This window comes from Mesorhizobium sp. C120A (assembly GCF_030323105.1).
Taxonomy (GTDB): Bacteria; Pseudomonadota; Alphaproteobacteria; order Rhizobiales; family Rhizobiaceae; genus Mesorhizobium.
Genome location: NZ_CP100476.1, coordinates 4,994,334 through 5,020,791 on the forward strand (window position 1 = coordinate 4,994,334; position 26,458 = coordinate 5,020,791).

The following is a 26,458-nucleotide window of genomic DNA, read 5'->3' on the forward strand; positions in this document are numbered from 1 at the left end:
TGCCGAAGGCTTTTCAGCCCCCTGTTGGATCCCCCGCTGCTTTGCAGCGTCCCGGCGTTCGCTGGCCTTTCATCATGCGACTGGGCGCAACCGGCCGCTTTACTCCGCCGTGCCCTCTTCATACTCCGCCGACATGGTCAGCCACTTTTCCTCGTGACCGGCAAGCTGCTGTGCCAGTTGCGAGCGCTCCTTGGCCAGCCGGGTCGCCGTCGATGGATCCTTCTCGTAGACGGCCGGATTGGCGAGTTCGTCCTCGATCAGGTCGATGCGCTTGCGGATGCGGTCCATCAGCGCTTCGGTGGCGCGGATTTCCTTTGCCAGCGGCTCGAAGGCGGCGCGGCGCGCCGCGGCATCGCGGCGGCGATCGGCCTTGGATGCCTTCTCGGCCTCGCGCTTGCCGCGGCGGTCACCCGACACGCCGGTGACCAGCGTCTTGTAGTCCTCCAGGTCGCCGTCATACGGGTTGACCGCACCATCCTTGACCAGCCACAGCCGGTCGGCCGTCGCTTCCAGCAGATGGCGGTCATGCGAGATCAGGATGACGGCGCCGGGAAATTCGTTCAGCGCATGGATCAGCGACTCGCGGCTGTCGATGTCGAGATGGTTGGTCGGCTCGTCGAGGATGAACAGGTTCGGCCCTTCAAAGGCCGACAGGCCCATCAGCAGGCGCGCCTTCTCGCCGCCGGACAGGTCCTTGGCGGCGGTGTTCATCTTCTCGGTGGTGAGACCGAACTGGGCGACGCGGCCACGTACCTTGGATTCCGGCGCCTCCGGCACCAGCCGGCGGACATGCTCGTAGGCGTTTTCATCAGGCCTGAGATCGTCGAGCTGATGCTGCGCGAAGATAGCCACTTTCAGGCCCGGCGCCACCGTCATGGTGCCGCTCTCCTGCTTCAACCGGCCCGACAGAAGCTTTGCGAAGGTCGACTTGCCGTTGCCGTTGGCGCCGAGCAGCGCGATGCGGTCGTCGGCATCGATGCGCAGCGTCATCTTCTTCAGGATCGGCTGGCCCTCGGTGTAGCCGACATTGACGTTGTTCAAGGCAATGATCGGCGACGCCACCGTTTTCACCGGTTCGGGGAAAGAGAACGGCCGCACCGTGTCGTTCACGATCGCGGCAATCGGCTTCATCTTCTCCAGCGCCTTGATGCGCGACTGCGCCTGTCTCGCCTTCGAAGCCTTGGCGCGGAAGCGTTCGACGAAGGACTCCATGTGTTTGCGCGCGGCTTCCTGCTTGACGCGGCCCTTCTCCTGCAATTCCTTCTGCTCGGTGTACTGGCGCTCGAACTGGTCGTAGCCGCCGCGCCAGAAGGTCAGCTTCTTCTGGTCGAGATGAACGATGGAATTGACGGCGCGGTTGAGCAGGTCGCGATCGTGCGAGATCAGAAGCACCGTGTGCGGATATTTCGACACGTAGTTTTCCAGCCACAGCGTGCCTTCGAGATCGAGATAGTTGGTCGGCTCGTCAAGCAGCAGAAGGTCGGGCTCGGCAAACAGCACGGCGGCAAGCGCGACGCGCATGCGCCAGCCGCCGGAGAAGGACGAGGCCGGGCGGCGCTGCGCGGCGTCGTCGAAGCCAAGGCCGGCGAGGATGGTGGCCGCGCGGGATTCCGCCGAATGCGCATCGATATCCGCCAGCCGCATATGGATGTCGGCAATGCGGTGCGCGTCGGTGGCGGTCTTTTCCTCCTCGAGCAATGCGGTGCGCTCGAGGTCGGCCTTGAGCACGATTTCGATCAGCGGCTCCTCGGTGCCGGGCGCTTCCTGCGCCACCTGGCCGATGCGGGTGTTCTTGGGCAGGCTTATCGAGCCGGTCTCGGAGGGAAAGTCGCCGGTGATGGCCTTGAACAGCGTCGTCTTGCCGGTGCCGTTGCGGCCGACGAGGCCGGCCTTGGTGCCGGCCGGCAAGGTCAGCGAGGCATGATCGAGAAGCAAGCGTCCGGCCATGCGGAGCGAAAGATCGTTGATGATAAGCATGCCGGGGCTTTTGCACGGGAGGGCGGCGCTTCGCAAGGGCCTGGGCGCTGGCGGGGGCATAAGGCATGAAGACGGCGCGCCTTAAGCGCGCCGTCCATTGCAAACAGCAGACTGACTTTTCAGAGGCTGCCTGGTTCAGGCTTTGGGTTTGCGCTTCGTCACCTTGGCCGCGGCGGCCGGAACGGCCGGCTTGCGGCCGAGGCCCGAGGACTTGGCCAGTGCCGAACGGGTCGCGGAGTAGTTCGGCGCCACCATCGGATAGTCCGACGGCAAGCCCCATTTGCCACGATATTCCTCCGGGCTGAGACCATGGTCGGTCATCAGGTGGCGTTTCAGCGACTTGAATTTCTTGCCATCTTCCAGACAGACGATGTGGTCGGGAAACACCGACCGCTTCGGATTGACAGCGGGGTTCAGCGCGGGGCTTTCCACGGCGGCAATGCTGCCCAGCTTGCGCACCGATGCGCTGACGCTGGCGATCAGATCCGGCAGGCCGGACGCAGGGAGAGGATTGTTGCCGACATAGGCCGAGACGATGTCAGCAGTCAGTTCAATAGCGGTCTTGCTGTCGATGGTGTGCAATTCTGTTTCTCCCGCCGGTCATGAAGTTGCCGGCTTTTTTTAAGACTTCTCTTGATGTATCGACCTAGCTGCACCCCCCAACGGGTCGCTAAGTCTCAATAAACGATCAAGAATCGGAACAGGAGGATGTTTCCACAACAGGTTGCAACGTTGCAAATTAGAAAATCTAATACTTGGAAACGGCCGACTTCGCGCCAGCAGATTTCAACTGCACGGACCCGGCAGGTTTGGAGTCGGCCAGTATCTCCAGAATGCGCTTCCAGCGGGCGCACCGGCCGAAATCTTTTTGCTCTATCGCCTTTTCGGCCTTCATGGCGGCGTAGAGCGGCGCCTCGGCGCCGAACTCCTTGAGCAGCCAGAATGCTTCCTGTCTGGCGAGGCGTTCATCGTCGTCAAGCATGTTCAGCCTCCGAGCGTTCTATGCCCACCGCAATACAGCTGCCGATGACGAGGACCGCACCGGCTATCGCGGTCAGCGTCAGCCTTTCGCCCGACAGCGTCAGCAGCAGCGTCGATGCGATCGGCGTCAGATAGGCGATGACCGCAACCTTGCCGCCGCCTTCAAGCTTCAAGGCGCGCGACCAGAAATAATATCCCAGCCCCATCGGGCCGGCGCCGAGATAGAGGCCAAGCAGGAGGTGCTCGCTGGATGGCCAGGCTGCGCCGTCGTGAATACACCATAGCAAGGTCAGGCCGACGCCGACCAATGCCGAAGGCAAAAGCAAACGCTCCGACGGTGTGGCCAGGCGGGCGACCGCAATCGAATAGAAGGCCATGCACAGCGCCGAGCCGAAGGCAGCGAGATAGCCGACGATGCTGCCCTGGAGAAAAGGCTGGCCGCGACCACCCGAGATCACCAGCGCCACGCCGACAAAGCCGAACACGGCAGTCAAACCCAGCAGCACGGGGCGTTGCCGCTTGCCCAGCACGATGACCGCCGCCGCGACCATCAGCGGCCAGGTGTAGGCGACGAGATTGGCCTCGATCACCGGCATGGAGGCAAAGGCGATGTATTGCAGCACCATGGTGCCGACCAGGCCAATAAAGCCGACCGCGACCGGCGCCAGGGTGCCGTCAGCACCCTTGGCAAAGGCTGCGTCTTGCGTGTCCCCCTTCCGGCTCGCCAGATGGATGACGGCGAACACCAGAGCCGCTCCACAAAACTGCAGCAACTGCACGAGCGACACCGGATGGCTGGCCAGCAGGGATTTGCCGACCAGCGCGTTGGTCGACCACAGGGCGACCGCGCCGGCGGCGAAGACCAGGGCCGACGGCGAGCCCGATCCACCCCGGAATCGCCGAGACGGTGCCTTGTCCTTATCGCCGACCATGATGTTACCGACGGCCAAACAGGCGTCCACTTCTATGCTCTGGCTACCATGATTCCCTTGATCCGCCCGGGACCGGCGCATCGGTCGCCGCCGCAACCGGACGCTCTTCCTCGAAGCGGCGATAGGCCGGCAGCTGGTTCGTCCAGACGTCTTCGGCCAGTTCGTTGACCCATTCGCGATCGTGATCATTGTCGGCTGCGAGATAGAACATGCGATTGTCGTCGACGTAGGGCTTGGCCACAGAGCGCTGGTTGAGGACCAGCGTGACGCGTGAGCCGAGCTGGATCGGCGCGGTGCGGTGCAGCACACCGAGAAACTGACCGAGTGTGGCGTAGTTCATCTTGTGGTCGATGCGCATGACCTGGTTGCGCGGAATCTCGCGGCCGGATTCAAGGATGGCGCGGCCGGTCTCGGAATCGTCGCAGTAGATTTCGAGATGGCCGCCGACCAGCGGATTGCTGATCGACAGCGGAATGAGTTCGGTGACCGGGACACCGTCGCAATGCCAATCGACGGCGCCGTCCTTGGGATTCATGAAAGTGACGGTCGAGCCGACGATCGACAGCGGATAGGGCTCGAGCTTGGTGCCCATCATGTCGGACAGACGTTCCAGGCGCAGCTTGTCATGCAGCAGTTCCTTGATCTCCGGGATGAAACGGTCGGCGCCGGTGATGAAGGTCAGATCGAGGTGCTTGTGCACGGCGTGGCTGGCCTTGAGCTTCAACGCCGCCTCTTCGATCGCCGCCAGCAGCGCCGGGTCGTAGCCATGCAGATACTGCGCAACGCCGAAACCCGACACTTTCCAGGCCGTCTCATGACCGATAATGGCTTCTCGGCTCATCGCGTAGCGCAGTTCAGGTATGGTATGGGCGTTCATTCTACTTCTCCAGGATGGGGGCATCACTTGGTAAACTGTCGATTAATTTCCCCACCCCTGTAAAATTAGGAATGCTGGTGCTAGTGTAAGCCCAGCTTAAGGTCGAAACGCGTGCGTCTGCTCAGTCAGGTCAACCTCAATTCGCTGAAGATTGTCGAAAGTGCCGCCCGGCACCGTAACTTCACGCGCGCCGGCGAAGAGCAGTTTATTACTGCTTCCGCCGTCAGCCAGCGCGTCAAAAGCCTCGAGGAACAGCTGCGCTTCAAGATCTTCCAGCGCGGCGGCAATGCGGTGTCGCTGACGCCCGAGGGCGAGACCTATGTGTCGCGCGTTCGCGAGGCGCTGGAGCGCATCGTGGCGGCCAGCATGGAGGCGACCGGACAGTCGCAGGCACATGTGCTGAAGATTTCGGTGCTGCCGACGTTCGCGGCGCGCTGGCTGTTTGCCCGCCTGCCGCTGTTCCAGCGGCAATATCCCGAAATCGAAATGCGGGTCTCGACCTCCTACGCCACCAATGAGTTCGCCACCTCCGAGTTCGACCTCGAGATCCGCTATGGCGACGGCAGCTTTCCCGACCTCAAGGCAGACCTGCTGTTCAAGGAGGATTTGACGCCGGTGTGCAGCAGGAAGCTGTTCCACGAGGTTCTCGGCGACAGGCCGCCGTCAAAGGTGACGCCCGACGACCTCAGGCATTTCACGCTGCTGCATTCCGACACCTGCACGCAGAACTGGCAGTCGTGGCTGGGTTTTGCCGGCGCGAGTTCCGTGCTCGGCGAGACCAAGAGCATCTATTTCGATTCCTGCATGATGTCCTATGAGGCGGCCAATGCCGGCATGGGCTTTGCAGTCGCCAACCGCGCCTATATGGCGAGCGAGATCCGCGCAGATAGGCTGGTGGCGCCGTTTGCCGTGCATCACCCCAACACCGCCGGCTGGTATTTCGTCTGCCCGGTCACCGCGCCCTACACGCGCAAGGTGGAACTGTTCAAGCAGTGGATAATGGCCGAGGCGGCGCTGACGCAGTGCCAGTTGGACGCCGGGATTGCCGGCGGCCCGGTGCTGCGGCAGGCGATGGCCTGAGGTCGGATTCTTTCCGCGGCCTTGCGGGATTTGCGGCCGTTTCAGCTGGTTTTGCGCAGACGGCACGAGCAGAACCGGCACGAAAACTGCCACCTCATGACGCAGGCGAGAGACTCAGCTATCTTCGGTTGTTGCGGCGGACCTGATATCCGCCTGGCCGGCGCTATCAGCTCACCTCCCAAGCGGCGCCGGCCTTCTTCTCCTGAAAGCCATTTCTCGTCTCCCGCCGGAAAACGATCATTGCGCCGGCTGATCGCCGCTGGCCGCCGGCTTTGGCGCCGAATCCGTCTGCGGAGTTTGATCGAGCACCGGGGCTTTGGTTGGCTGGATGTCGCCGTCGCAGGCGGCGAGCGCCAAGCTGGCGGCTAGCAGAATCAGAAGCCTCTTCATGGCGACCTCCTAGGTCTGCCCTCTCCTTCGTAAGGCAACGAGGTGGTTCGGCTTTGGTTGCACGCTCGCAAACGACGCCGCGTCGGCTGGAACCAAACGGCGGCTCTGAGGTTGGTTGCCCAAAGGAGATCGCGCCATGATCCGTCTGCTCATTACCGGCCTTTTCGCTTACGCGACCTATCGCATCGCCAAGGAGATCATCAAGGACGTGCCCGACAATTTCGATCCGTTGCCGGTGCCTGGCGACGAACGCGCCGCCTTGCGGCGCCAGTCGGCGGCAACGGGTGTCGCGCCACGGCGGTAAGGGCGACTTCCGCCCGTTGCGAACAAAGCGGAAACGATGCTTGATAGGCGATGACCATCGCCATCAATGATTCGTCCTTGCAGCCCGCCTATCTGGCGAAGCTCAACGCCGAGCAGCGGCTCGCCGTCGAACATGGCGACGGCCAGATCGCCGGGCCGCTGCTGGTGATCGCCGGCGCCGGCTCCGGCAAGACCAACACGCTCGCCCACAGGGTTGCGCATCTGATCGTCAAGGGGGCTGATCCCAGACGCATTCTGCTTATGACATTCTCGCGCCGCGCCGCCACCGAAATGGCTAGGCGGGTCGAACGCATCGCCGGCGAGGTGCTGGGCCGAGACGCGTCCGTCATCGCCGATGCGCTGGCCTGGGCCGGCACGTTTCACGGCATCGGCGCCAGGCTGCTGCGTGACTATGCGCTGACGATCGGCCTCGACCCCGCCTTTACCATCCATGACCGCGAGGATTCCGCCGACCTAATGATTCTTGCCCGGCATGAGCTTGGATTCTCGAAGACCGAAAGCCGGTTTCCGACCAAGGGCACCTGCCTGGCGATTTATTCGCGCGCAGTAAACGCGCAAGCGCCGCTCGGCGAGGTGCTGGGTTCGGCCTTTCCCTGGTGTGCCGGCTGGACCGAACAACTGAAGGCGCTGTTCGCCCGATATGTCGAAGCCAAGCAGGCGCAGAACGTGCTCGATTACGACGACCTCCTGCTCTACTGGGCGCAGATGGCCGCCGAGCCGGAGATCGCGGCGCATCTCGGCTCGCGTTTCGACTATGTGCTGGTCGACGAATACCAGGACACCAACCGGCTGCAGGCCTCGATCCTTTCGGCGCTGAAGCCGGACGGCGCCGGACTGACGGTGGTGGGCGACGACGCGCAGTCGATCTATTCGTTTCGCGCCGCGGACGTGCGCAACATCCTCGATTTCCCGCAACAATTCGCGCGAGCCGCCGATGTCATCATGCTGGAGCGCAACTACCGCTCGACCGAGACCATTTTGGCGGCAGCCAATGCGGTCATCTCGGAGGCATCGGAGCGCTTCACCAAGAAGCTCTGGTCGGAGCGCAAATCCTCGCAAAGGCCGAAACTGGTCAGCGTGCGCGACGAGGCGGAGCAGGCGAACTATGTCTGCCAGGCCATCCTTGCCGAGCGCGAGGCCGGCACGGTGCTGAAATCGCAGGCGGTGCTGTTTCGCGCCTCGCACCACAGCGGCCCGCTGGAGATCGAATTGACGCGCCGCAACATCCCCTTCGTCAAGTTCGGCGGGCTGAAATTCCTCGACGCCGCCCATGTCAAGGATGTGCTTTCGGTGCTGCGTTTTGCCGAGAACCCGCGCGACCGCGTCGCCGGCTTCCGCGTGCTGCAGCTCCTGCCCGGCATCGGCCCTTCGGCGGCGAGCACCATCGTCGAGACCATGGCGACATCGCTCGATGAGGAAATGGGGCTGGCCCGCTACCGGCCGCCGCAACGCGCGGCTGAGGACTGGCCAGCCTTCGTTGCGCTTTATTCCGGCCTGCGCGCCCGGTCGGGGAAATGGCCGGCCGATCTCGAACAGGTCAGGCTGTGGTACGAGCCGCATCTCGAGCGCATGCACGAGGATGCGACGACGCGGCGGGCCGACCTCATGCAGCTCGAGCAGATCGGTTCAGGCTATGCTTCGCGCGAGCGCTTCCTGACCGAGCTGACGCTGGATCCACCGGATGCGACCAGCGACCAGGCCGGGCCGCCGCACCGCGACGAGGACTATCTGATCCTGTCGACCATTCATTCGGCCAAGGGCCAGGAATGGAAGAACGTCTTCGTGCTCAACACCGTCGATGGCTGCATCCCGGCCGATCTCGGCGTCGGCACCAAGGAAGACATCGAGGAGGAGCGCCGGCTGCTTTACGTCGCGATGACGCGGGCCAAGGACGGCCTGCATCTGGTGACGCCGCAGCGCTTCTTCACCCACGGCCAGGCAGCGCGCGGCGACCGTCACGTCTATGCCTCGCGAACCCGTTTCATCCCGGCCTCGATCCTCGGCGCCTTCGAGCAGACCTCTTGGGCGAGCGTCCACGCCAAGGACGATCCGCGCCACAGACCTGAAGTCCGCGTCGACCTCGGCGCCCGCATGCGCGGCATGTGGAAATAGCCGCAACCGCGAATGCCGGCAGGGAGCGACCTCAAGAGCAAATCGTCCTGTCATGGCATCTCTCAGGGAACCTCGGGCCGCCAGCCGCGTTTTCTGGCGTCCAACCCGCGATCGGAGGGCGGCGGCCGCCGCCCTTCCGCCCATCCAGAGAGGCCAGAATGCACGACGCGATGTTCTTCACCCCGGTTGCCGTTAGCGTTGGCGCCGGCCACAAACGCATGCTCGCCTCGCTGTTCGAGATGCATGATTTCCTGACCGAATTTCCGCCGTCACGCCGGCGCCTGAGCTATGGCGCGGCCGTGAGGGCTTGCGAGGCGGCGCGCGCCGGCGAAATCTCGACCGAGGCCGCACGCGATGCCCTGATCACCTTTGCAGTCACGGCAGGCATCCTCTGGCCCGCGGTCCAGCCGGCCGTCTCGGTCAAGCCGGTCGCACATGGTTATGGCGGCTACGCCGTCTGAGACGGCCGGGACCGGGCCTGCCCAGCAAAAAGATCACTCGGACTTGCCGGCAGACGTCGGCGAGGCCTGTGCCAGCCTTGCCGACGGGGCGGTCTGTTCGGTGTTGCCGACAAAGAGTTGATCGCCGACAAAGGGATAGGCAAGCTGCCGATGATAGAGCGAGGGAACCGGGTCATCGGTGCCGTATTCTGCGGCATCCTGTCGGGCATGAACAATGTGCCTCCCAGCATGTCGAGCAAAGGGCAGCTGCCCGGCGAAATTCTTGTCCCAGGCTTCGCGCTCATTGGCACGATGCCAGTGATGAAATCGCGGTGACGCCAGCAGCCATTTCAAAGGCCGTTGCGGCCGAAGATCGGCTCGCCAGAGATTAATGCCAAGGGATGAACGAATCGCGGCTGGCCACGGATTGCTGCCATTTGCCGGCAGGGGCCGCATGCCTGGCCAAACCAAGTCTCAGGTTTGGCGAATCGCCAACCGTTCCGACAGCGCAGGCAGCGGCACTGCGGCGACTGGAGAGCTTGCCGCCATCTGCCCGGATCGCGGCGGCCTTTTGAACAGCCCGCCTGCCCACCGCGTGGACGGGCGCTCGATCCATCGATAGCTTGCCCAGCTTACCATCAGGACACAAACGCCTGTGGTAACGATGTAGGAGAGGACACCCGCTGAATGGCTCAACCAGGCACCGAACAACAGCGACACTGCGATCATGGTCGGCCAATGCCACATATAGGTCGAGTATGAAATATCGCCCAGAAATGTGACCCACTTGGCTGGGCGCGAGCCGGCGCCCTCCAATGACAGCGCGCCCCATACGATCAGCGACGCAGCCGTTCCATAGATGGCGAGGCGAAGCAGGCCGGTCGTGGTCCCGAGCATCGGCCCAGCGTAATAACCGGCTACAGCCACAATGACACAGCCCAGAACTATGCAGACTCTCGGAAATGGCAGCGATCGGCGGCTCGCGACATAACCGATCAGCAATCCCGGCAGGAACTCCACTGTGATAGGGGCGGCAAAATACAATCCATGACCCCAGCCGCGCTCTGCTGCAGTCACAGCCACAATATGGGCTACGCCCCAGACAGCGATCACCGCTCCCGACCTTCGACCGAACAGCATGGCCAAACCCGCGACAAGGTAAAATTGAATTTCGAAGCAAAGCGTCCAACTGACCGGATGCAGAAAATTCGTCGTCACCAAGCCGAGGGTTTTCGGCGTCAATTGTGAAAAATCGACGGGATAGAGACCCCCGCTGCTGAGCAGCACGACGATTGTCGCGCCGAGGGAAAGCCAATAGATCGGATAGATCCTGACAAAGCGCCGCATAAGGAATTGCAGGGAATAAAAAGGGTGACCCGCGTTCTGCTGCTGCAGGAGACCTGCGATGATTACGCCACTGACGACGAAAAAAATGTCGACCCCGAACGCTCCGAAATGCAAGAAAAAGTTGTAGGCCGTAGCTCCCCATTGGTTCTTGCCAAATGATGAGACCGTACAAATATGCAAAAAAACAACTAAAGTTGCAGCGATCCCTCTTAACGCTTGTATTGAAAGTGATTTCGAGCGAAGATTCATATCTCACCCAGAAAAAACGATATTTTCTTTGGCATATTGCGGGCATTTCTTGATTAACCTATCATCTCTCTTAAGATTGTCGATTCACTCCTTTCATCGCTCCACAGGCTGATGTCAAAAGCCCGGAAGCTAACTGTTTCCGCGAGTTTAGACAGTGCGAGAGCCACGAACTGTTCCTGGCATTCGGGCCGGCCGACCGGCAAAGCAAGGTGCCGTGGCACTTAGCTGCTCCGCACGGCTACTTCCGCAAAAAACGATATTTTTAGGTTAGCAGGCGAAATTTCGTGATGAATTGGAATCAATGAGCAGATTCGACATCTCGCCCTGCAATCGTAAAATATGATTTTTCTATAAGCATGACACGATATCTGTAAGATTCTTATATTTCTAAGATGATATCGCGGTTCTACTAAAAGTAGGAAACAAAACATGCCGATAACTTTGAATGCATATTGTGGAATGAAGCTCTGACGGCTAACCTACTTGGCAGAGTGGGAAGTGATGCGCTATTTTTTGCAAAAAGCATGTCACGGGGCTAAGTTAAGAAATAATATCAGCATACAGATGGGTGAAATCTTGGTGAATACACGAGATGTATTGTCGAACAGGCCGAGTCACCGGTGGAATAAACCCAACATTGGCGCTCTGTTCGCGACGGTTGGACAATTCGGTATCCAGCAGTTTTTTGACTTCCGCAAAAATCCCGCCGTCGAGAAGGTCAATGCACCATCTTCCAAAGCGCTGATTGACGAAACGCTCACAAAAGAGAAAGCAAGCCAGCTTCCCAAGCTTATGTGCGCACTCGACGTTCCTTCGAGCCGCTCATTTCACGTCGGCAAGGGGCTTGCGCTGTACCTGCAGGGCTGGGCTTTCTGTCCCGGCAACGCGATCAGACGGCTCTATGTCCTGGACGGAACCAGGCAGCATGAAATCAAGAACCATTCCTGGGCTCGGCCCGATGTCGTGCACTGCTTCTATCCCGCGCAGGATTCAACTGGCGGCAGCCTGTTCTCCGAATTCACCACCATATTGCCGATCGAGGAGATTGCGGAACCGGAGACCCGCGAACTGCGACTTCTTGCCGAGCTTAAATCCGGAGACATGATCGAGCAGTCTCTTGCCGCCTTCAGGCTCCAACCTGGGACCAACCGGCGACCGGTGAAGGTGAAATGGCCGGCCACTGGTCCCAAGATTGCCATCTGCATGGCGGCATACAATCCGCCACAGGAACTTCTGGAGCAACAGATCGCGTCAATCATCGGTCAAGACCACAAGAACTGGATCTGCATCATCACTGATGACAGCTCAAATTCCTCTTCCCGTCGCGATATTCTTGATTTGGTAGAGAATGATAAACGATTTATTTACGTTAGAAACAGGGAACGGAAGGGTTTCTACAAGAATTTCGAAGAGTGCCTTTCGCTGGTACCGGTCGGTGCAGAGTTCGTCGCGCTGGCAGATCAGGATGATCGTTGGCGTGCGGACAAACTAACCAAGCTCGTCCAGGCTTTGCCGGAGAACAAGAAACTCGCATTCAGCGACTGTCGTATCGTGGCCGCCGATGAGGTCGTCTCCGACACGTATTGGAGCCATCGCAAAAACGAATATACGGATTTTCTTTCGCTATTCCTCGGCAATAGCGTGAGTGGCGCCGCCAGCCTATTTCGCAGCGACATTCTCGACCGGATACTGCCGTTTCCGCAAAGGCTGGTGGATGCCTACCACGATCAGTGGATTGCACTTACTGCCCAGGTTGCGGGCGGGATTTCCTACACCCACGAGCCTCTGTACGATTATCATCAGCATGGAGCCAACGTGGTGGGGCAAGTCGTCGTGCCCTACGCCGGCGTTTCCCATTCAATAGGGTTTCTCCTGAAAGGCGTCGGAAACAAGCGTGCCTTGGTTGAGGCAGGTCGAGCTTTGCTGCACCAGGCACGCAGAGATTTTGTGGGGACGCTGGAAAAGGCCATATTCGCCGAGACGCTTCGGTTGCGAAACCCCGGGATGCCGGGAAGGCTGGGCAAGATAGTCAACCGCATGTCGCGCCTGACCACCAGCTTGGCCGAAGTGATCCTTCTGAGGTTTTCAGCCGCGCTACGGCGCCGTTCGACATTGAACGTCGAAGGACAGATGATGAACGCGGCCTTAGGTGTCAGGGCAAGAAATCTTGCCTATCGGTTGAAGAAAGCCAAATATTTGCAGTATGTCCGCAAGATCGCCACGGGATCCGACGCTCTGCCAAAAGCTGCGGCCTCCGGAGGGATACCGAGCGTCGCGGATACAAATGCCAGCTGGATTATTCACAATATCCAGCCGTTGACGCTGCGGGTGTCGAAGCGCGAGCCAAAGCGCGTCAACATCCTCCTGGCAACGATCGATTTCAAATATATTTTCGGAGGCTATATCGGCATGTTCAGCCTGGCGCTGCGCCTGCGTCGGGAAGGTTTTCTCGTCCGGATCGTGACGTTGGAACATACGGAACTGGACATGGCGCTCGCTCGCGAGCGCATCAAAGGTTATCCCGGCGTCGAACAATTGTTTGACGAGATCGAAATCGAACATCGGTATGATCGCGATGACGAATTGTTCGTTAATCCCAATGATCGCTTCATTGCCACCAATGGCTGGGCGGCCCATGTCGCGCACCACGCCAGCCGGAAACTGGGACAGGACCGTTTCATGTTCATGGTCCAGGAATATGAACCCTATTTCCTACCCATGAACACGATTGCCGCACTGTTCCAGCAATCCTACCGCTTCCCGCAGTTCCAGCTTTTCTCGACACCCTTGCTGCGCGACTTTTTCAAGCTGAACAAGATCGGCGTGTTCTCGCAACCGGGTGCGAAGGAAAACCACGCTGTGTTCCGCAACGCCATCCAAAAATTCAAACCGTCGATAGACGACATGCGCGATCGCGAGCGGCGGATTCTTTTCTACGCCCGCCCGGAAGCACATGCCGCGCGCAATATGTTCGAACTCGGCATAATGGCGCTTGCCGAGCTGGCCCGTTCCCCGGGTTTCGACGCAGACAAGTGGAAGTGCTACGGGATGGGCTCGATCGGCGGCGCCAGCAAGATCAGGCTGGCGAAAAATGTGGTCATGGAGATGCTGCCGAAGACCGATTTGCAGACCTATACCGAACGGCTACCGCACCATGATGTCGGCCTCTCGCTGATGCTGACGCCGCATCCCAGCCTGGTGCCGCTGGAAATGGCTTCGGCCGGTATGTGGACCGTGACCAACACGTTCGAGAACAAGACGGCTAAGAGCCTGCGGGATATCTCGACCAACCTGATCGCTGTGGAGCCGACGCTGGAGGGCGTTGTCGCCGGGCTCAAGGACGCCATCTCGCGCGTCGATCAATACGATAAGCGGCTGCAAGGCTCGCGCTTCGATTGGCCGACCGACTGGAACGACGCCTTCTCCCAGGCGACGATGAAAAAGATCGTCGACTTTCTGTCTGATGCGCCGATCCTTCCCGTCGCGATCCATTCGCCTCGAAAAGGGACGCACAGCATTCGGGCGCCGGCGTTTAAAGCGCGTCGCCTAGCCGCGGGCTCGGCCCGCGGGTAGTAAGGGTTTGAAGAACAAAATCTTGTTAGGGCGCGACCGGCCCGTCAAGGTTTTTTCATGATCATGACCGATTGCCCAAGAGAAGCTCCACCCCATGGCGCTTTCGGGCCATCGACGAACTCCTTGATCGACAGGTTGGCGTGTCCGGCCCACACTTCCCACTGGTTACGCTCGATGAATGTGTTGAGGTAGTACACCCCCAGCGATCCTTCAAAGACCGGCCATTGAGTGGGCTCAGCCAGTTCAAGAAACGATATGACCGCCGTGCCACCCGGCTTCAGCGCGCGGGATACTTCCAAAAGATACGTATAGCATTCTGTCTGCAATAGATGCGTGAAAACGCTGAAGGCGTACACCACGTCAAATTCACCATCGCCGCACGGAAAGCTCAATTGCCGGTGCAGTCTATATTCGAAGTGCTTGGGTGTTTTGGTTTTCGCGTAGTCGAGCATGGATTGGACGATATCGGTTCCCAGATAGCGGCTGATATTAACCCTCTTGGCCAGGGCGTGAGCCACTCTTCCGCTGCCACAGCCAAAGTCGAACACGGCATCTCCATCTCGAATGCCGGCATAGGCCAGAACATCCGCGGCAATCTTGCCGATGCCTTCGTAGTTGCCTCCAACAGCGAGGCTCATCGCCTCGTCAAGCGGGTATTTCGCCAGAAGATCGGCAACGTGGCGCTCATAGTTCTCAACAAAATGATATTCAGCCATGGCTCTTCGTCTTTGTTTTTGGATTGAGCGACAAAAGCAACTTCCAGTCGTCGTTGCCTCTAGGCGGATTTTTGCACGATGTATTGGTCCTGGTATTTCCACCATGCGCCGGCTTCGTAGGATATCAACCGCGATCCCGGCAGCCGGCCGATCTGAAAGCCGACATATTGCGGATGAACGGTCGAACTGCCGTAATCCTGCTTGTCAAGGTCAATTTGTTCCGATTCAGCCTCGAATGCGATGCCATCAGGGCCAGGTGTCGGGATATGCGGATTGATGGCGCGGGCGGATTCGCCGATGGTCGTGAAGATCAGATAACCGCCTGGCGCCAGCAGCGAGTAGAGCGCCGAAAGCCATCTGCCAAAAGTGCGATCCGGAAGATGGGAAAAAAGCGAAATTACGGCGATGACATCGAACTGTCCGGGGATATCGAGGTGCTCAGGATCTTTCGACGACAGGAAGGCCGGGCATCCGAAATGTTTTCTCACGAACTCCACCGCTTCAGGATGGATATCACTGACCGTCAGGTCGCATAATTTCCGTAGATGGCGGGTGACCCGCCCATAGCCGGCGGCGAATTCGAGAACCCTCGGATTGCTCGAATCGGCGCCGAGGCTCCCGATTGTCCGCATCAGTTGTTCCGCGTCAGCCAGGCCGCCCTTGAAGTAGAATTGCAGACCGGTTTCGGCGTTCAATTTCAGGAAATGCGCCAACATCAGATCTTCGGAGTGAAGCGCTGGGCTTACCCCATAGGCCTCCGCAAATCGCTTCGCCGTCGCTTCGAATTCTCCAACAGCTAAGGTTGCCATGTCACCCTTTCCGCTATTCTGTTTCACGAGTGTTTGCTGGCTTCATTTGGCCGCCTCATCATGAGCGGCGCGCCAGCCAAACTCTACATCCCTGAGGGTCGTTTGCTGGCCGGAATCGCCTGGGTCGATACGAATGGAACGCCCAGCCAGATAGTCGGGAAGAACCAGCGCAATCGTGTGGTCGCCAACGTCGAGCGGCACTTGAATCGAGCGACCAGCCACAAAAGCTCCGTCCTGGCCGGAGTGGGGTGAAAAAAAGATTTCGAATGTATCGGGGACTTTCAATGTCAACCGCAGTCGTATGCAGGGGATCTTTCCAACGCCGCCAGAGACGGGCACGGTGGCGACCATTTGGGGATCGGGGGCGGTGGTGAGATAACCGTTTGCGTCCGCAGCCATAGCTTGGAGCCTCGGCGAACCGGATGCGGGTGCAAAATCCCTGCATTCCCTGGCCGCCAGTTCATCACGTGCGACGAGGGCCTTGCCCAGCGTGTTCGGCCAAGAAAGAGGAAAGTTCAACACAGAATTGACGACCGCTCGCTCGACGCGGCTTACCACCAAGCGGTCGCTGGCCTGCACCGCTTTGGTGATCTCTTGGGGATCGGCATCGAAATTCAATTCGGCGCCGTGCCGGAACGGGTCCGTCAACCCGATTACTTTATTGTAGAACGAATCGTGCAAAACGAGGGTGGACTTCGCCTGGTCGAATTCTGCGACTGAAGCCAGTGCCTTTTTTTCCGCAGGAATGTCGATCTCGCTTTCCGGGTAGCCATTGCCAACCAGCAGCATTGTCGTTTCCATATCGGCTGGAGGCTGGGCCAATTTTCCGGTTAGTGCAGGTGGCGACATCGCCCTGGTGTCCCGAAACATCGCCGCGAGCAATTGGCGGAAGGCTATGGCCGCACCAAAGTTGGTCCAGTGGGTGTCCGCCTTGCCATACAGAATGTTGCCGGCGGGATTGCCCTTTTCGCTCCGCAGCGCGGTAAGGTGATCGACGATCTGGGGCGCCTCGACCCTAATCGCCGATCGCAAAAGTTCGGCACTTTGCTGTTTGCAGCCCCAGATCTTTTTGAAATGAGGGTCCAGAAATTCCGGATAAAGTGTGGATTTATCGGGCGCTATTGCAAAATACATATCAATTCCCGAGGCCTTGGCGACATCAAGCATGGCGCCAATGCGGGACACGGCCATTTCCACATCATATTGCTTTTGACATTCCCCCCCGAACCAGTCGTCCTTCCAGAACAGCCAGCCGTCCTTTCCGCTGGCTACATTGTTATGGTCATACTGGCGCACAATTCTCAGCAAGGCGGTGTTTCGAACGGTAATGGCCGTTTTCTTCAGTTGCGAGCGTTCAAGAAGAGCTGAAGCCAGTTGATCGAACGCACCGCTCGAACTGGTGGACAGAGCTTCTACCGGCGGAAATGCGGTGAACGGTATTCGGCCATAAGGTTCAACGGCGCCGCGAACAGCCAGCACCAACAGCGGCGACGCGATGATGACCACGAAGGCTGCGGTGACTATTGCGCTGCATATTTTTTTGGCTGTTTTCATCAGAATTGGAAATACAGGAACGGAGTGTAGCCACCGCTCAGCGCCAACACCTGACATACCATCAGGGCAACAACCGTGTAGCAGGCGCCGGCGACATACAGCTTATCGCCTCTGGTCTCGCTTGTCAGCAACTGGCCGAACGAAAGCCGGCCGGGCAAAACGTAAATTGCCGCACCGGCCACAAGGGCGATCAGGCTGGTCGTGGCTATCGGCGCAGCCGCATCGAGGCTGAATGCACCAGCGGCGACGGGCGAAGCCATCGCCTTCCACAAAGACATTGCCTGTTCAAGCGACGTCGCGCGGAACAGCGGCCAGCTCAGCGTCACGACCGGCAGGAAATAGGCATATCGCAGCCACCCCTTCTCCAGCACTTTCGGCCAGGTGCCGGTGGCCACGCGCTCGACCAGGATGAAAAGCCCGTGGAACATACCCCAGCAGAAAAACGTCCAGGAGGCGCCATGCCAGAGGCCGGTTACCGCGAAGACGATCAACAGGTTTCGATAGGTCGCGATCCTGCCATGCCGGCTTCCCCCCAGCGGGATGTAGAGATAGTCGCGAAACCAGCTTGAAAGCGAGATGTGCCAGCGTCGCCAGAATTCGGTGATCGAACGGCTGGCGTAGGGTCTCTCAAAATTTTCCGCAAAGCGGATGCCGAACATGCGGGCAAGCCCGATGGCCATGTCGGAATAGCCGGAGAAGTCGAAATACAACTGGATGCCGTAGGTCGCGGCCGCCAGCCATGCCGTGGCAAAACCTATGGTGTCGTGGGGTGCGGCGAAAATGGCATCGGGGATCGGCGCAATACCATCGGCTATGATCACCTTTTTCATGAGGCCGTGTGCGAAGCGGGTGGCCCCAGTGGAGAAGTTCTCGAGAGATATTCTCGGCGCTCGAAAATCATCCACGACGTCCCGGAACCGCACAATCGGGCCGGCAATCAGGTGCGGAAAAAATGTGAAGTACGTACTGAAGAGCACGACATTGCGCTCTGCAGGAATTTCACGACGGTAGACGTCGATCAGGTAAGACAATGCCTGAAAGGTAAAAAAGGATATGCCGATCGGGAGGATTATGCCGGCGAATGTCGCCGACAGATTGCTGCCTGAAGTGAGGTCAAGGTTCACCGCTATGAAATCGAGATATTTGAAGAACACGAGAATGCCGACCAGCAGCACGATTGCCGCCCCGACAACTGCATTTCTCAATCTCGCGCTTTTGCAAAGGTCGACAGCCAGCGCGCCGAAATAGGCGAAGACTACATCCGCGATGAGTATGATTACATAGGACCCTGACGACCAGTAGTAGAATGCTAGGCTCAGAACGAGCAGGCTTGGCCGAAAGGCAGAGGGCTTGGCAAAAAGAGCTATGGCAAGTGCGATAGGCAGGAAGAAGAAAAGAAAATTACTTGCCGAAAATACCATCCTGCCTCCAACCACGCCCACGCTCGGTGACCACCTCAGCTCTAAGAGCCAAATTTGCCACCTAAGACCTCACCATCTATATCGAATATAACGCGCATGGATGGCCAGAACACAAAAACAAGTCCCAACAGCGAAAATATCGACAAAAAGGTATAAGCGTTCGGTAATTCTCTCTGAATCATCCCCTGCTTCAGATAGTAGACGCCTCGCCTGATCTGTAAATGCTTATCTCTATGCACAGGTTGTTGATAACGCGCCCAAGCCGCTAGAGCGTTTCATCGTTTAGGGAAACGGCGAAACACTCTATCTCTTGTTCTGACGCAATTCCGAAAGAAAGCGCTAAGCGCTTTCCTGGGAACACACACTTTTCTTGGAATTGCCCTAAGGCGCTACGCCGAGCTGTCGGCGCACCGGTCCCAGCCCTCAATGCAACGTCGGATCACCGGCGAGCAGGCCGCGCGGCCCGGTCGTTTCGAAACTGACCTGGTCGCGGCCGTTGGACTTGGCCTTGTAGAGGTGCCGGTCGGCCGTCAGGAACATGTCGGCATAGGTGGTGGGTCCGCTGAAGGCGACGCCGCCTATGCTTACCGAGAGCGGACAGGGCCGCCCATCCGGGGCAAACTCGACCTCGCGGATGCGCCGCCGGATCCCCTCGGCAACCAGCCAAGACTGCGACGGGTCGGCGCCGGGCAGGAAGATGGCGAACTCCTCGCCGCCGATGCGTCCGACGATGTCGGCGCCGCGCAGCTGGGCCTTGATCGTCTGCGCGATCAGCTTGAGGGCCTGATCGCCGCAATCGTGGCCCAATCGATCGTTGATGGTCTTGAAATGATCGGCGTCGACGATCAGCAGGGCGCCGGCATCGACGACGGCCTGGCTGCGCGCCTGTTCGAGATAGGCCTCGACCAGCATTGAAAACGCGCCGCGGTTGAACACCGCGGTCAGGCTGTCAGTTGCCGCGACAATGCTCAGATTCTTCTGGGCGATCGCCAGCTGGCGCATCTTGTACATCAGGAAAGAGAAGAACGATCCACCCAGCACAAGCGGCAGTAGCAGGTCGGTGAGCTGCGCCCAGCGCAATGCTTCGGGCGACAGCGACGGAAAATTGTAGGAATCGACAAGGAAGGCCGCCGCGATACAGATCGCCGTGCCGACAACCGTGACTGCTATGACCCTGCCCCAGCTGGTGGGCGACAGATCGACCCGCATGCCATTTCTCCCACTGTGTTCGCCATTTTGCAGCGGGAACACAAATGAAACCCTAAAATCTTACCTGCAATTCGAATGTGGTTAACCAGAACAATTCCAGGAAAGTGTGAGCAGCTTTCCCGGGAGAAGCGCGTGGGCGCTTTCCCTGAGAATTACCAAGACAAAGGGATAGCGCGTTTCACCGTTTCCGTTAAACGATAAAAAACTCCGGCAATCGAAAGGCGCGATCGGTTGCCTTGTGAGTGGCGACAAAAAGCCCGCCACTTGCGCGGCGGGCTTTCCGACTGGCCGGAGGCTTCTCGTCAGCGCATGTCCCTCGGGAAGTCTGGGCCATGCGGTAGGAGAGTGCCGTAAAGCCTCACGGCTGGCTCGACACTCCCGGCGAAACCTGTCTCAGCGACGCGAGATCATAAGGCATAGCTGCCGCAGATCGCTGTCGTAGGTGCCCTCGCTGGCGAGCACATCGACGCAGCGCTTCTTCATACGTGTCAGCTGGCTGTTCGACATGCTAGCGACGATACCGGGTGTCCCAGGGGTGCCTGGTGTTCCAGGAGTTCCTGGAGTGCCGGGGGTACCGGGCGTGCCCGGCGTTCCGCCAATGCCGACGCCGACACCGACGTTGATGCCGCTGCCGACGTTGACGCCGACACCGGCATTGATACCTCCGCTGCCGCCGACCGTGGCCCCAACACCGGCATTGATGCCACCGGCTCCGCCGACCGTCGCGCCAGCGCCAGCCTTAATGCCGCTGCTACCGCCGACTGAGGCGCCGAGGCCTGCTGTAACGCCGCTATTGCCGCCGACCGTTGCGCCAGCACCCGCCTTGATACCGCCGCTGCCGCCAACCGAGGCGCCGGCACCGGCCTTGACCCCGCCGCTGCCGCCGATCGAAGCGCCAACACCGGCATTGATGCCGCCAGCACCGCCGATAGATGCGCCGACACCGACGCCAATTCCGCCGCCTGCATTCGCGGGAGCGGCAAAAATGACGATAATTGCACCCGCCGCCAGTGTTCTAGCGATTTTTTGAGTGATATTAACCATGACACTCTCCTTGTTGCCGTTCTGCTTTGTGCATTGCAACATGCCAGCAAACCAAAGCAGACATATGCTTATGCACTCACAGCTACGCACGAGTCTTCCTTATAGTTTCTTTATTTTTTCCAAGAATAAGGATTGTAGTTCTCAAGGCGTGCACTGGTCTGCTAAAAAAAAATATGTTTTTGCTTCAATATTTAAACTTTGTTTAATTCTCTCGACAGAAATTCCACCGGAGTTGGAGCGGGTTGTGGCTGCGGCGGCCTGGAGCCGAAGGCCCACAAAAGGCGGGCCACTGACAGCCCAGCCATCTGGCCCAGTCACCGGGCAGCGTTGTGCCGACAGGGTCCTCAAACCCGGCTTGGATCCAGAGCTGGTGCCGGGCATCGACGGCCGCGCAAATGCACCGGTTAACGCTCCCGTGCGTTTAAACGGGAAGCGCGGTCAGGAGATCAGGCGTAGGCGCGGCCTTCGTCGGTGCGTTGGAAAAACGCCAGGTCGAGCTGCACCGAAGGCCGGCCGAGAATGGTCAGGATGGTATGCGCCTGGCCGCGGTGATGGGTCTGGTGGTTGAAGACGTGTCCCAGCGCCGGCGCCAGCCGCTGCGAGACGGTGCGCATGTCGGAAACGGTCATGTAGGAGAAGCGGCCGGACAAAGCCTTTTCGGTCAAACCGCCGACCCAGTCGACGATCCGCCTGTCCTCGGCCTCACGCGCCAGCTTTAGACCAGGCAATGCGCGGTGCAGGATGGCGTCGAGCTTTGCCGGCGCGTCGCCCTCGCCGGTGAAGCGTTTCATCCAGATGCGGTCGGTGGCCAGCAGATGGTTGAGCGTGCCCATCATCGAGCCGAAAAATGCGCCGACATCGCGGTTGAACTCTTCTTCGTCAAGTGCGGCGACGGCATCGTAGATGCGGCCATTGGCCCATTGATTGTAGGCCGCGAACATCATGAAATGCTGTTTCATCTTTTTCCCGCCGACGAGTTCCGCTTCAGCCGCAGGCGCCTAATTAGACCGCGAGGACGCAGCCGCCAATGACCATTCTGTTCTATGAACTCGTCGGACACGACGCGACCCGTCCGCTCAACCGGCATTGCTGGAAGGAGGCGGCGGCAGCAGCTTAGGGAATAGGCAGTAGGCAATAGGGTCTGAGCGCTGTACTGCCTACTGCCTACTGCCTGCTGCCTGCTGCCTACTGCCTACTGCCTATTCCCCACACAAGTCTCCTGATCGCCATGCCACCACCCCCCGATTTCACCGATGATTTTCGCGCCGGGCTGGTCACGCTGCTGCGCTGGCGCCGGGATGTGCGGCGCTTCGAGCGGACGGCTTTGCCCGAGGATACGCTGGAGCGGCTGCTGGAGCTTGCCAGCGTCGCGCCGTCCGTCGGTCTCAGCCAGCCGTGGCGCTTCGTGGTGGTCGAGAGCGCCGAGCGGCGGGGCGCGGTGAGAGACTGTTTCGAGTGCTGCAATGCCGAGGCGCTGGCATGCTTTTCGGGCGAGCGCGCCGCTCTCTATGCCCGGCTGAAGCTCGCCGGTCTCAATGAAGCGCCCTGCCAGTTCGCGGTTTTCGCCGACCGCACGACGCAACAGGGCCACGGGCTCGGCCGCATGACCATGCCGGCGACCATCGACTATTCGGCCGTCATGGCGGTGCACACACTGTGGCTGGCGGCGCGGGCGGAAGGCATCGGCATGGGCTGGGTGTCGATCCTCGACGCCGCCGAGATGGCCGCAATCCTGGACACCCCGCCTGAGTGGACGCTGATCGGCTATTTCTGCCTCGGCTATCCCAGCGAGGAGCATGAGATGCCGACGCTGGAGCGCGAGGGCTGGGAGCGCCGGCGGCCGCCCGTTGTTATCAGGCGGTAGTGATACTGACAGTCACTTCGCGCCCTCTTTGCCGACCAGCTTGACGCAGATCGGGTCGCCCTTCGGCATCAGCGTGCATTGCCATTCGGGGCCGAAGCCGAAGTTCGTATCTGTGCGGAGTCCCGGAAAGAGCAGCATAACAAGGCCCACGGCAGCAAAAATGCCGATAATCAATAGGCTCCCTTTTATGTCGCCCGGCCTGAGGTGGTGGTAGGGCCAGCGCGTCCCGTCAAACATGGTCCGATGTCTTTCCATTCCGCTGGTTTCCCTTCGAAACCGTGCGTGCCTGCGCAATCGCCATTTTCCCGCAAAGCCTTGCCTTTGACCACAGCGTTGCGAACGGCCATGCGGGCGGTCGCGGTCGAATAACGCTGCCGGGGCGCCTCCCCTTGGCAATGGGCCGGGCGGCTTGTATAGAGCCCGCCACTCCACATTCCGATCTCAAGACTTTCCATCTCAAGACAAGGACGACCCCATGGCGCTCGAACGCACCTTTTCCATGATCAAGCCGGACGCGACCCGGCGCAATCTTACCGGCGCCATCACCAAGATGCTGGAAGAGGCCGGCCTGCGCGTCGTCGCCTCACGTCGCGTGTGGATGAGCCGCCGCGAGGCCGAAGGCTTTTACGCCGTCCACAAGGATCGTCCGTTCTTCGGCGAACTGGTGGAATTCATGTCGTCGGCGCCGACCATCGTGCAAGTTCTGGAAGGCGAAAACGCCATTGCCAGGAACCGCGAAGTTATGGGCGCGACCAACCCCGCCAACGCCGCCGAAGGCACCATCCGCAAGGTCCACGCGCTGTCGATCGGCGAGAATTCCGTGCACGGCTCCGACGCGCCGGAAACCGCCGCGCAGGAGATCAAGTACTGGTTCTCCGACACCGAGATCGTCGGCTGAGCCGACGCGAACCAATGTATGCAAGAGGCCGGCACTTCGCCGGCCTTTTTCTTTGGTCAGGTCCCGGCTTCGGCTTCATGCCGCTTTCAACGGATGAGCGGCGTGTCCCAGAGGTCGCCGAGCAGCGTTTTCAGCTCCGTGAAACGCTTCTCGCCCAGTTCCTCGGCCCATTCCCGTTCGACGTCGAGCAGGATGTCGGCCATCTTCTGGTATGCGGCGCGCCCGCGGTCGGTGAAGTGGACGACGGTCCCGCCGCTCTCATCGGGTGCCGCCGAGCGAGTGATATAACCCATCGCTTCCAGCGTCTTCAGCAGTTGATTCATGGCCTGCTTGCTCATCGCGGCGCGCTCGGCGAGCGCGCTCGGCCGAAGGCCATCCGGGCCGGGATATTGGATCACCGCCATATGCGGCGGGCTGAGGTCCTCGAAACCCGACGCCCTGAGATCCCTGATCAGCTTGCGGTGAATGGCCATGGCCGGAACGCGCAGCAGCGCACCGATCAGCGGTGGCTTCTTTGGCGGTGCTTCCGCGGATAATGGCATTGACACTCTGGTAAATTGAGTTTACTCATTTCGGTAAATTCAATTTACCACGTGGGAGGATGAAATGCTAGACAGAGCTAGCCAGATCAGCGTCAATCCGGCCGACGAGACAATCAGCCATGGCGGCCTTGCCGTGCGCTTCCTGCTTACCGGCGACCAGTCGAACGGCAGCATCGCCGCCTTCGAACTGACGGTCGCCGGCTCGCAGCGCCTGCCCGCCCCGGCGCACAGCCACGATCACTATGAAGAGACGATGTACGGGATCGAAGGCGTGCTGATGCTGACCGTCGACGGACACCGGCACGATATCGGGCCGGGCCAGGCGCTGTGCATTCCGCGCGGCGCGGTCCATCGCTTCGACAACGACATCGCCGCGACAGCCAAGGTGCTGTGCGTGGTGACACCGGCGGCGATCGGCCCGGAATATTTTCGCGAGGCCTTCGCCATCTTCAGCACTGGCGGCCCGCCAGACCGCACCAGGCTGATGGACCTGATGCGCCGGTTCGGCCTGACGCCGGCGCCCCCGCCGCCGCCGCAGTCTTGATCTTAACTCGCTGCGTTAAATCGCAAAATGTCACGGCCGTCCTTGTCGGCGATGATCAGCTTGCCGCCATCGACACGGTATGACGCCGCCTTGGCGAGCGCCTCGAACAGCGCCTTTTCCTCGGCCATCACCTCCGGCGCGCAGGCTTTGTAGGTCGAGCCGATGTCGCTGATGACGATGGTCTCGCCATCGACCTTGGCGGTGGCGAAATAGGCGTTGCACGGGCCGCTGCCGCCGGCCTTGCCGGCTTCGCTGACCCGGAACGTCGCCTGCGGCTCCGAAATCACGCCGATACCGTCGATATACTCGACCAGCCAGCTCTGGCCGAACAGCGAGGCCGAGGTCGGCTTGTCGCTCGGCGCCACCATTTTCAGCACAATGGCCTGCGGCGCGTCGCTGAGCGGATCGACCTGATAGCGCGAGTCCGTAACGAACAGCAGCTTGTCGTCGGCGGTGATGCGCGCCTGTAGCGCATAGGTCATGTTGGGCCGGATCACCGTTGGATCGAAGCTGATCTCGAACTTGATCGGCACCTGGCCGGCCGGCGCTACCTTGCGCTCGCCGACAATGGCGGCCGGCGCATCGGCCAGCGATACATCGGCAAGTTGAATCGACAGCACGGCGTTGGGCGGCAGCGCGATGCGCTCGCGATACATCACCTCGCCCTTCAGGGTTTTCTCGGCGGCGACGGAAGGCTCGGGAACGGCCAGAACGCCGATAACCAGCGGCACAAAACCGAAGACGAAGAATTCGGCGATCCTGTCCAGCATGCCCTTGCTCCCTTTTTGCCGATGCGATTTGGCCAAGGGAATGCGGTCAATACATGGCTGCGCCGAGATTTATTCGGGCCGCGCCTTCCAGCGCGCCGCAGCCTGGTCGTCGGCGTCCTTGGCCTCGACCCAGCCGCCATCGGTGCCGTCCACGCGGTGCTCCTTCTTCCAGAAGGGTGCACGCGATTTCAGGAAATCCATCAGGAAATTGGCCGCTTCGAACGCCGCCTGCCGGTGCGAGGACGCCGCCACCACCAGCACGATGTTTTCGCCCGGTGCGATCTTGCCGTGGCGATGGATGACGGTCAGCCCTTGCAGCGGCCAGCGCTGAAGTGCCTCGCGGGCGATGCGGGTGATTTCGGCCTCGGCCATGCCGGGATAGTGCTCGAGTTCCAGGGCCGACAGCTGGCCCTGCTCGTCGCGGCAAAGTCCTGAGAAGGACACCACGGCGCCGATGTCGGCGCGACCCTCGGTCAGTTTCGCGATCTCGGCGGCAACGTCGAAATCGTCGCGCTGGATGCGCACCGTCGGCGCGCCGGACATGGTGTCAGCCCCCGGTCATCGGCGGAAACAGCGCGATCTCGCGCGCGCCGGCTATCTTCTCGCGATGCTCGACATGTTCCTGGTTGATGGCGACGCGGATCACATCAGGATATTGCAGCGCGTGCTCATATTCCTCGCCACGCGATTTCAGCCAGCGCAGGAGGTCGGCCACCGTCTCGATACCGGCGGGCAGTTCGACATCCTCTTCCGGCTTGCCGATCCGTTCGCGCACCCAGGCGAAATAGATGAGCCTGGTCGACAT

28 protein-coding genes are annotated in these 26,458 nt (G+C 60.2%); 8 read left to right on the forward strand and 20 right to left on the reverse strand.

The genetic code is table 11. The features are described from left to right. Positions 1-99 precede the first annotated feature (99 nt). The 5 genes from NL532_RS24535 to NL532_RS24555 form a co-directional block, all read right to left on the reverse strand. Complete coding sequence (locus NL532_RS24535; RefSeq protein WP_023829019.1) at positions 100-1,977, reverse strand: ABC-F family ATP-binding cassette domain-containing protein; 1,878 nt, start codon at positions 1,975-1,977, stop codon at positions 100-102. Positions 1,978-2,112: 135 nt separating this feature from the next. After that, positions 2,113-2,559 carry a Ros/MucR family transcriptional regulator gene (locus NL532_RS24540; protein ID WP_023670270.1) on the reverse strand — a complete coding sequence of 149 codons (447 nt, stop codon included), beginning with the start codon at positions 2,557-2,559 and terminating at the stop codon, positions 2,113-2,115. A gap of 166 nt (positions 2,560-2,725) precedes the next feature. After that, positions 2,726-2,959 (reverse strand): hypothetical protein, encoded by a 234-nt coding sequence (locus NL532_RS24545; RefSeq protein WP_023733893.1) that lies wholly within the window; start codon positions 2,957-2,959, stop codon positions 2,726-2,728. After that, positions 2,952-3,908, reverse strand: a complete 957-nt coding sequence (locus tag NL532_RS24550; RefSeq protein WP_245259943.1) for a DMT family transporter — start codon at positions 3,906-3,908, stop codon at positions 2,952-2,954. The genes NL532_RS24545 and NL532_RS24550 overlap by 8 nt, the downstream gene beginning before the upstream one ends. Before the next feature lie 25 nt (positions 3,909-3,933). Beyond that, positions 3,934-4,767, reverse strand: coding sequence for a hypothetical protein (locus NL532_RS24555; protein WP_023684748.1), 834 nt, complete (start codon positions 4,765-4,767; stop codon positions 3,934-3,936). Between the two features lie 111 nt (positions 4,768-4,878). On the opposite strand from NL532_RS24555, the gene NL532_RS24560 reads away from it, so the two are divergent. Beyond that, positions 4,879-5,847 (forward strand): LysR substrate-binding domain-containing protein, encoded by a 969-nt coding sequence (locus tag NL532_RS24560; protein ID WP_023733891.1) that lies wholly within the window; start codon positions 4,879-4,881, stop codon positions 5,845-5,847. Between the two features lie 237 nt (positions 5,848-6,084). Here the strand turns inward: NL532_RS24560 and NL532_RS24565 are convergent, their stop codons facing one another. Further along, the gene (locus NL532_RS24565; RefSeq protein WP_023693936.1) at positions 6,085-6,237 is read right to left on the reverse strand and encodes a hypothetical protein; all 153 of its coding nucleotides are present in this window, start codon (positions 6,235-6,237) and stop codon (positions 6,085-6,087) included. Between the two features lie 136 nt (positions 6,238-6,373). Here NL532_RS24565 and NL532_RS24570 point away from each other — a divergent pair, with 136 nt between their 5' ends. The 3 genes from NL532_RS24570 to NL532_RS24580 all read left to right on the forward strand — a co-directional run bounded on the left by NL532_RS24570 (position 6,374) and on the right by NL532_RS24580 (position 9,134). Further along, positions 6,374-6,541 (forward strand): hypothetical protein, encoded by a 168-nt coding sequence (locus NL532_RS24570; protein ID WP_023684745.1) that lies wholly within the window; start codon positions 6,374-6,376, stop codon positions 6,539-6,541. Positions 6,542-6,591: 50 nt separating this feature from the next. Continuing rightward, a complete protein-coding gene (locus NL532_RS24575; RefSeq protein WP_023829020.1) occupies positions 6,592-8,673 on the forward strand; it encodes an ATP-dependent helicase in 2,082 nt (693 codons plus the stop codon). Positions 8,674-8,831: 158 nt separating this feature from the next. After that, positions 8,832-9,134 (forward strand): DUF982 domain-containing protein, encoded by a 303-nt coding sequence (locus NL532_RS24580; protein WP_023670262.1) that lies wholly within the window; start codon positions 8,832-8,834, stop codon positions 9,132-9,134. Positions 9,135-9,167: 33 nt separating this feature from the next. Here NL532_RS24580 and NL532_RS24585 read toward each other — a convergent pair whose 3' ends face one another. Both NL532_RS24585 and NL532_RS24590 read right to left on the reverse strand, forming a co-directional pair. Continuing rightward, positions 9,168-9,569, reverse strand: a complete 402-nt coding sequence (locus NL532_RS24585; protein WP_196813848.1) for a sterol desaturase family protein — start codon at positions 9,567-9,569, stop codon at positions 9,168-9,170. A gap of 18 nt (positions 9,570-9,587) precedes the next feature. After that, entirely contained in the window at positions 9,588-10,709 is a 1,122-nt protein-coding gene (locus tag NL532_RS24590; RefSeq protein WP_081730968.1) for an acyltransferase family protein, read from the reverse strand. 483 nt (positions 10,710-11,192) lie between these two features. On the opposite strand from NL532_RS24590, the gene NL532_RS24595 reads away from it, so the two are divergent. Continuing rightward, entirely contained in the window at positions 11,193-14,282 is a 3,090-nt protein-coding gene (locus NL532_RS24595) for a rhamnosyltransferase WsaF family glycosyltransferase (RefSeq protein WP_155922482.1), read from the forward strand. Between the two features lie 44 nt (positions 14,283-14,326). Here NL532_RS24595 and NL532_RS24600 read toward each other — a convergent pair whose 3' ends face one another. From NL532_RS24600 to NL532_RS24630, 7 genes are all read right to left on the reverse strand, one after another. Next, on the reverse strand, positions 14,327-14,998 hold the full coding sequence (locus NL532_RS24600) for a class I SAM-dependent methyltransferase (RefSeq protein WP_023754709.1): 672 nt from the start codon (positions 14,996-14,998) through the stop codon (positions 14,327-14,329). 59 nt (positions 14,999-15,057) lie between these two features. Continuing rightward, positions 15,058-15,807: a class I SAM-dependent methyltransferase gene (locus NL532_RS24605; RefSeq protein WP_031203073.1), complete on the reverse strand. Its 750-nt coding sequence runs from the start codon at positions 15,805-15,807 to the stop codon at positions 15,058-15,060. Between the two features lie 42 nt (positions 15,808-15,849). After that, entirely contained in the window at positions 15,850-17,361 is a 1,512-nt protein-coding gene (locus NL532_RS24610) for an alginate O-acetyltransferase AlgX-related protein (RefSeq protein WP_023829021.1), read from the reverse strand. Continuing rightward, complete coding sequence (locus NL532_RS24615; RefSeq protein ID WP_023829022.1) at positions 17,361-18,782, reverse strand: MBOAT family O-acyltransferase; 1,422 nt, start codon at positions 18,780-18,782, stop codon at positions 17,361-17,363. Before NL532_RS24615 ends, NL532_RS24610 begins: the two co-directional genes overlap by 1 nt. 423 nt (positions 18,783-19,205) lie before the next feature. Then, positions 19,206-19,991 carry a GGDEF domain-containing protein gene (locus NL532_RS24620; protein ID WP_023754713.1) on the reverse strand — a complete coding sequence of 262 codons (786 nt, stop codon included), beginning with the start codon at positions 19,989-19,991 and terminating at the stop codon, positions 19,206-19,208. 393 nt (positions 19,992-20,384) lie between these two features. Next, positions 20,385-21,035, reverse strand: coding sequence for a hypothetical protein (locus NL532_RS24625; protein WP_023689083.1), 651 nt, complete (start codon positions 21,033-21,035; stop codon positions 20,385-20,387). A 446-nt stretch (positions 21,036-21,481) separates the two neighbouring features. Continuing rightward, positions 21,482-21,994, reverse strand: coding sequence for a DinB family protein (locus NL532_RS24630; RefSeq protein ID WP_023673440.1), 513 nt, complete (start codon positions 21,992-21,994; stop codon positions 21,482-21,484). 269 nt (positions 21,995-22,263) lie between these two features. Between NL532_RS24630 and bluB the strand changes: the two genes are divergently transcribed. Next, entirely contained in the window at positions 22,264-22,899 is a 636-nt protein-coding gene (bluB, locus tag NL532_RS24635) for a 5,6-dimethylbenzimidazole synthase (RefSeq protein WP_023754714.1), read from the forward strand. 12 nt (positions 22,900-22,911) lie between these two features. On the opposite strand, the gene NL532_RS24640 is transcribed toward bluB, so the two are convergent. Continuing rightward, a complete protein-coding gene (locus NL532_RS24640) occupies positions 22,912-23,136 on the reverse strand; it encodes a hypothetical protein (RefSeq protein ID WP_023754715.1) in 225 nt (74 codons plus the stop codon). A 238-nt stretch (positions 23,137-23,374) separates the two neighbouring features. Between NL532_RS24640 and ndk the strand changes: the two genes are divergently transcribed. Further along, the gene (ndk, locus tag NL532_RS24645; RefSeq protein ID WP_023705335.1) at positions 23,375-23,797 is read left to right on the forward strand and encodes a nucleoside-diphosphate kinase; all 423 of its coding nucleotides are present in this window, start codon (positions 23,375-23,377) and stop codon (positions 23,795-23,797) included. 86 nt (positions 23,798-23,883) lie between these two features. Here the strand turns inward: ndk and NL532_RS24650 are convergent, their stop codons facing one another. After that, positions 23,884-24,339 (reverse strand): MarR family winged helix-turn-helix transcriptional regulator, encoded by a 456-nt coding sequence (locus tag NL532_RS24650; RefSeq protein ID WP_023673444.1) that lies wholly within the window; start codon positions 24,337-24,339, stop codon positions 23,884-23,886. Positions 24,340-24,403: 64 nt separating this feature from the next. On the opposite strand from NL532_RS24650, the gene NL532_RS24655 reads away from it, so the two are divergent. Then, complete coding sequence (locus NL532_RS24655; protein ID WP_023733884.1) at positions 24,404-24,883, forward strand: cupin domain-containing protein; 480 nt, start codon at positions 24,404-24,406, stop codon at positions 24,881-24,883. 2 nt (positions 24,884-24,885) lie between these two features. Here the strand turns inward: NL532_RS24655 and NL532_RS24660 are convergent, their stop codons facing one another. The 3 genes from NL532_RS24660 to moaD form a co-directional block, all read right to left on the reverse strand. Beyond that, positions 24,886-25,653, reverse strand: a complete 768-nt coding sequence (locus NL532_RS24660; protein ID WP_023733883.1) for a YbaY family lipoprotein — start codon at positions 25,651-25,653, stop codon at positions 24,886-24,888. Positions 25,654-25,722: 69 nt separating this feature from the next. Next, a complete protein-coding gene (locus NL532_RS24665) occupies positions 25,723-26,196 on the reverse strand; it encodes a molybdenum cofactor biosynthesis protein MoaE (protein WP_023733882.1) in 474 nt (157 codons plus the stop codon). Between the two features lie 4 nt (positions 26,197-26,200). Continuing rightward, positions 26,201-26,458, reverse strand: coding sequence for a molybdopterin converting factor subunit 1 (moaD, locus tag NL532_RS24670; RefSeq protein ID WP_023689089.1), 258 nt, complete (start codon positions 26,456-26,458; stop codon positions 26,201-26,203).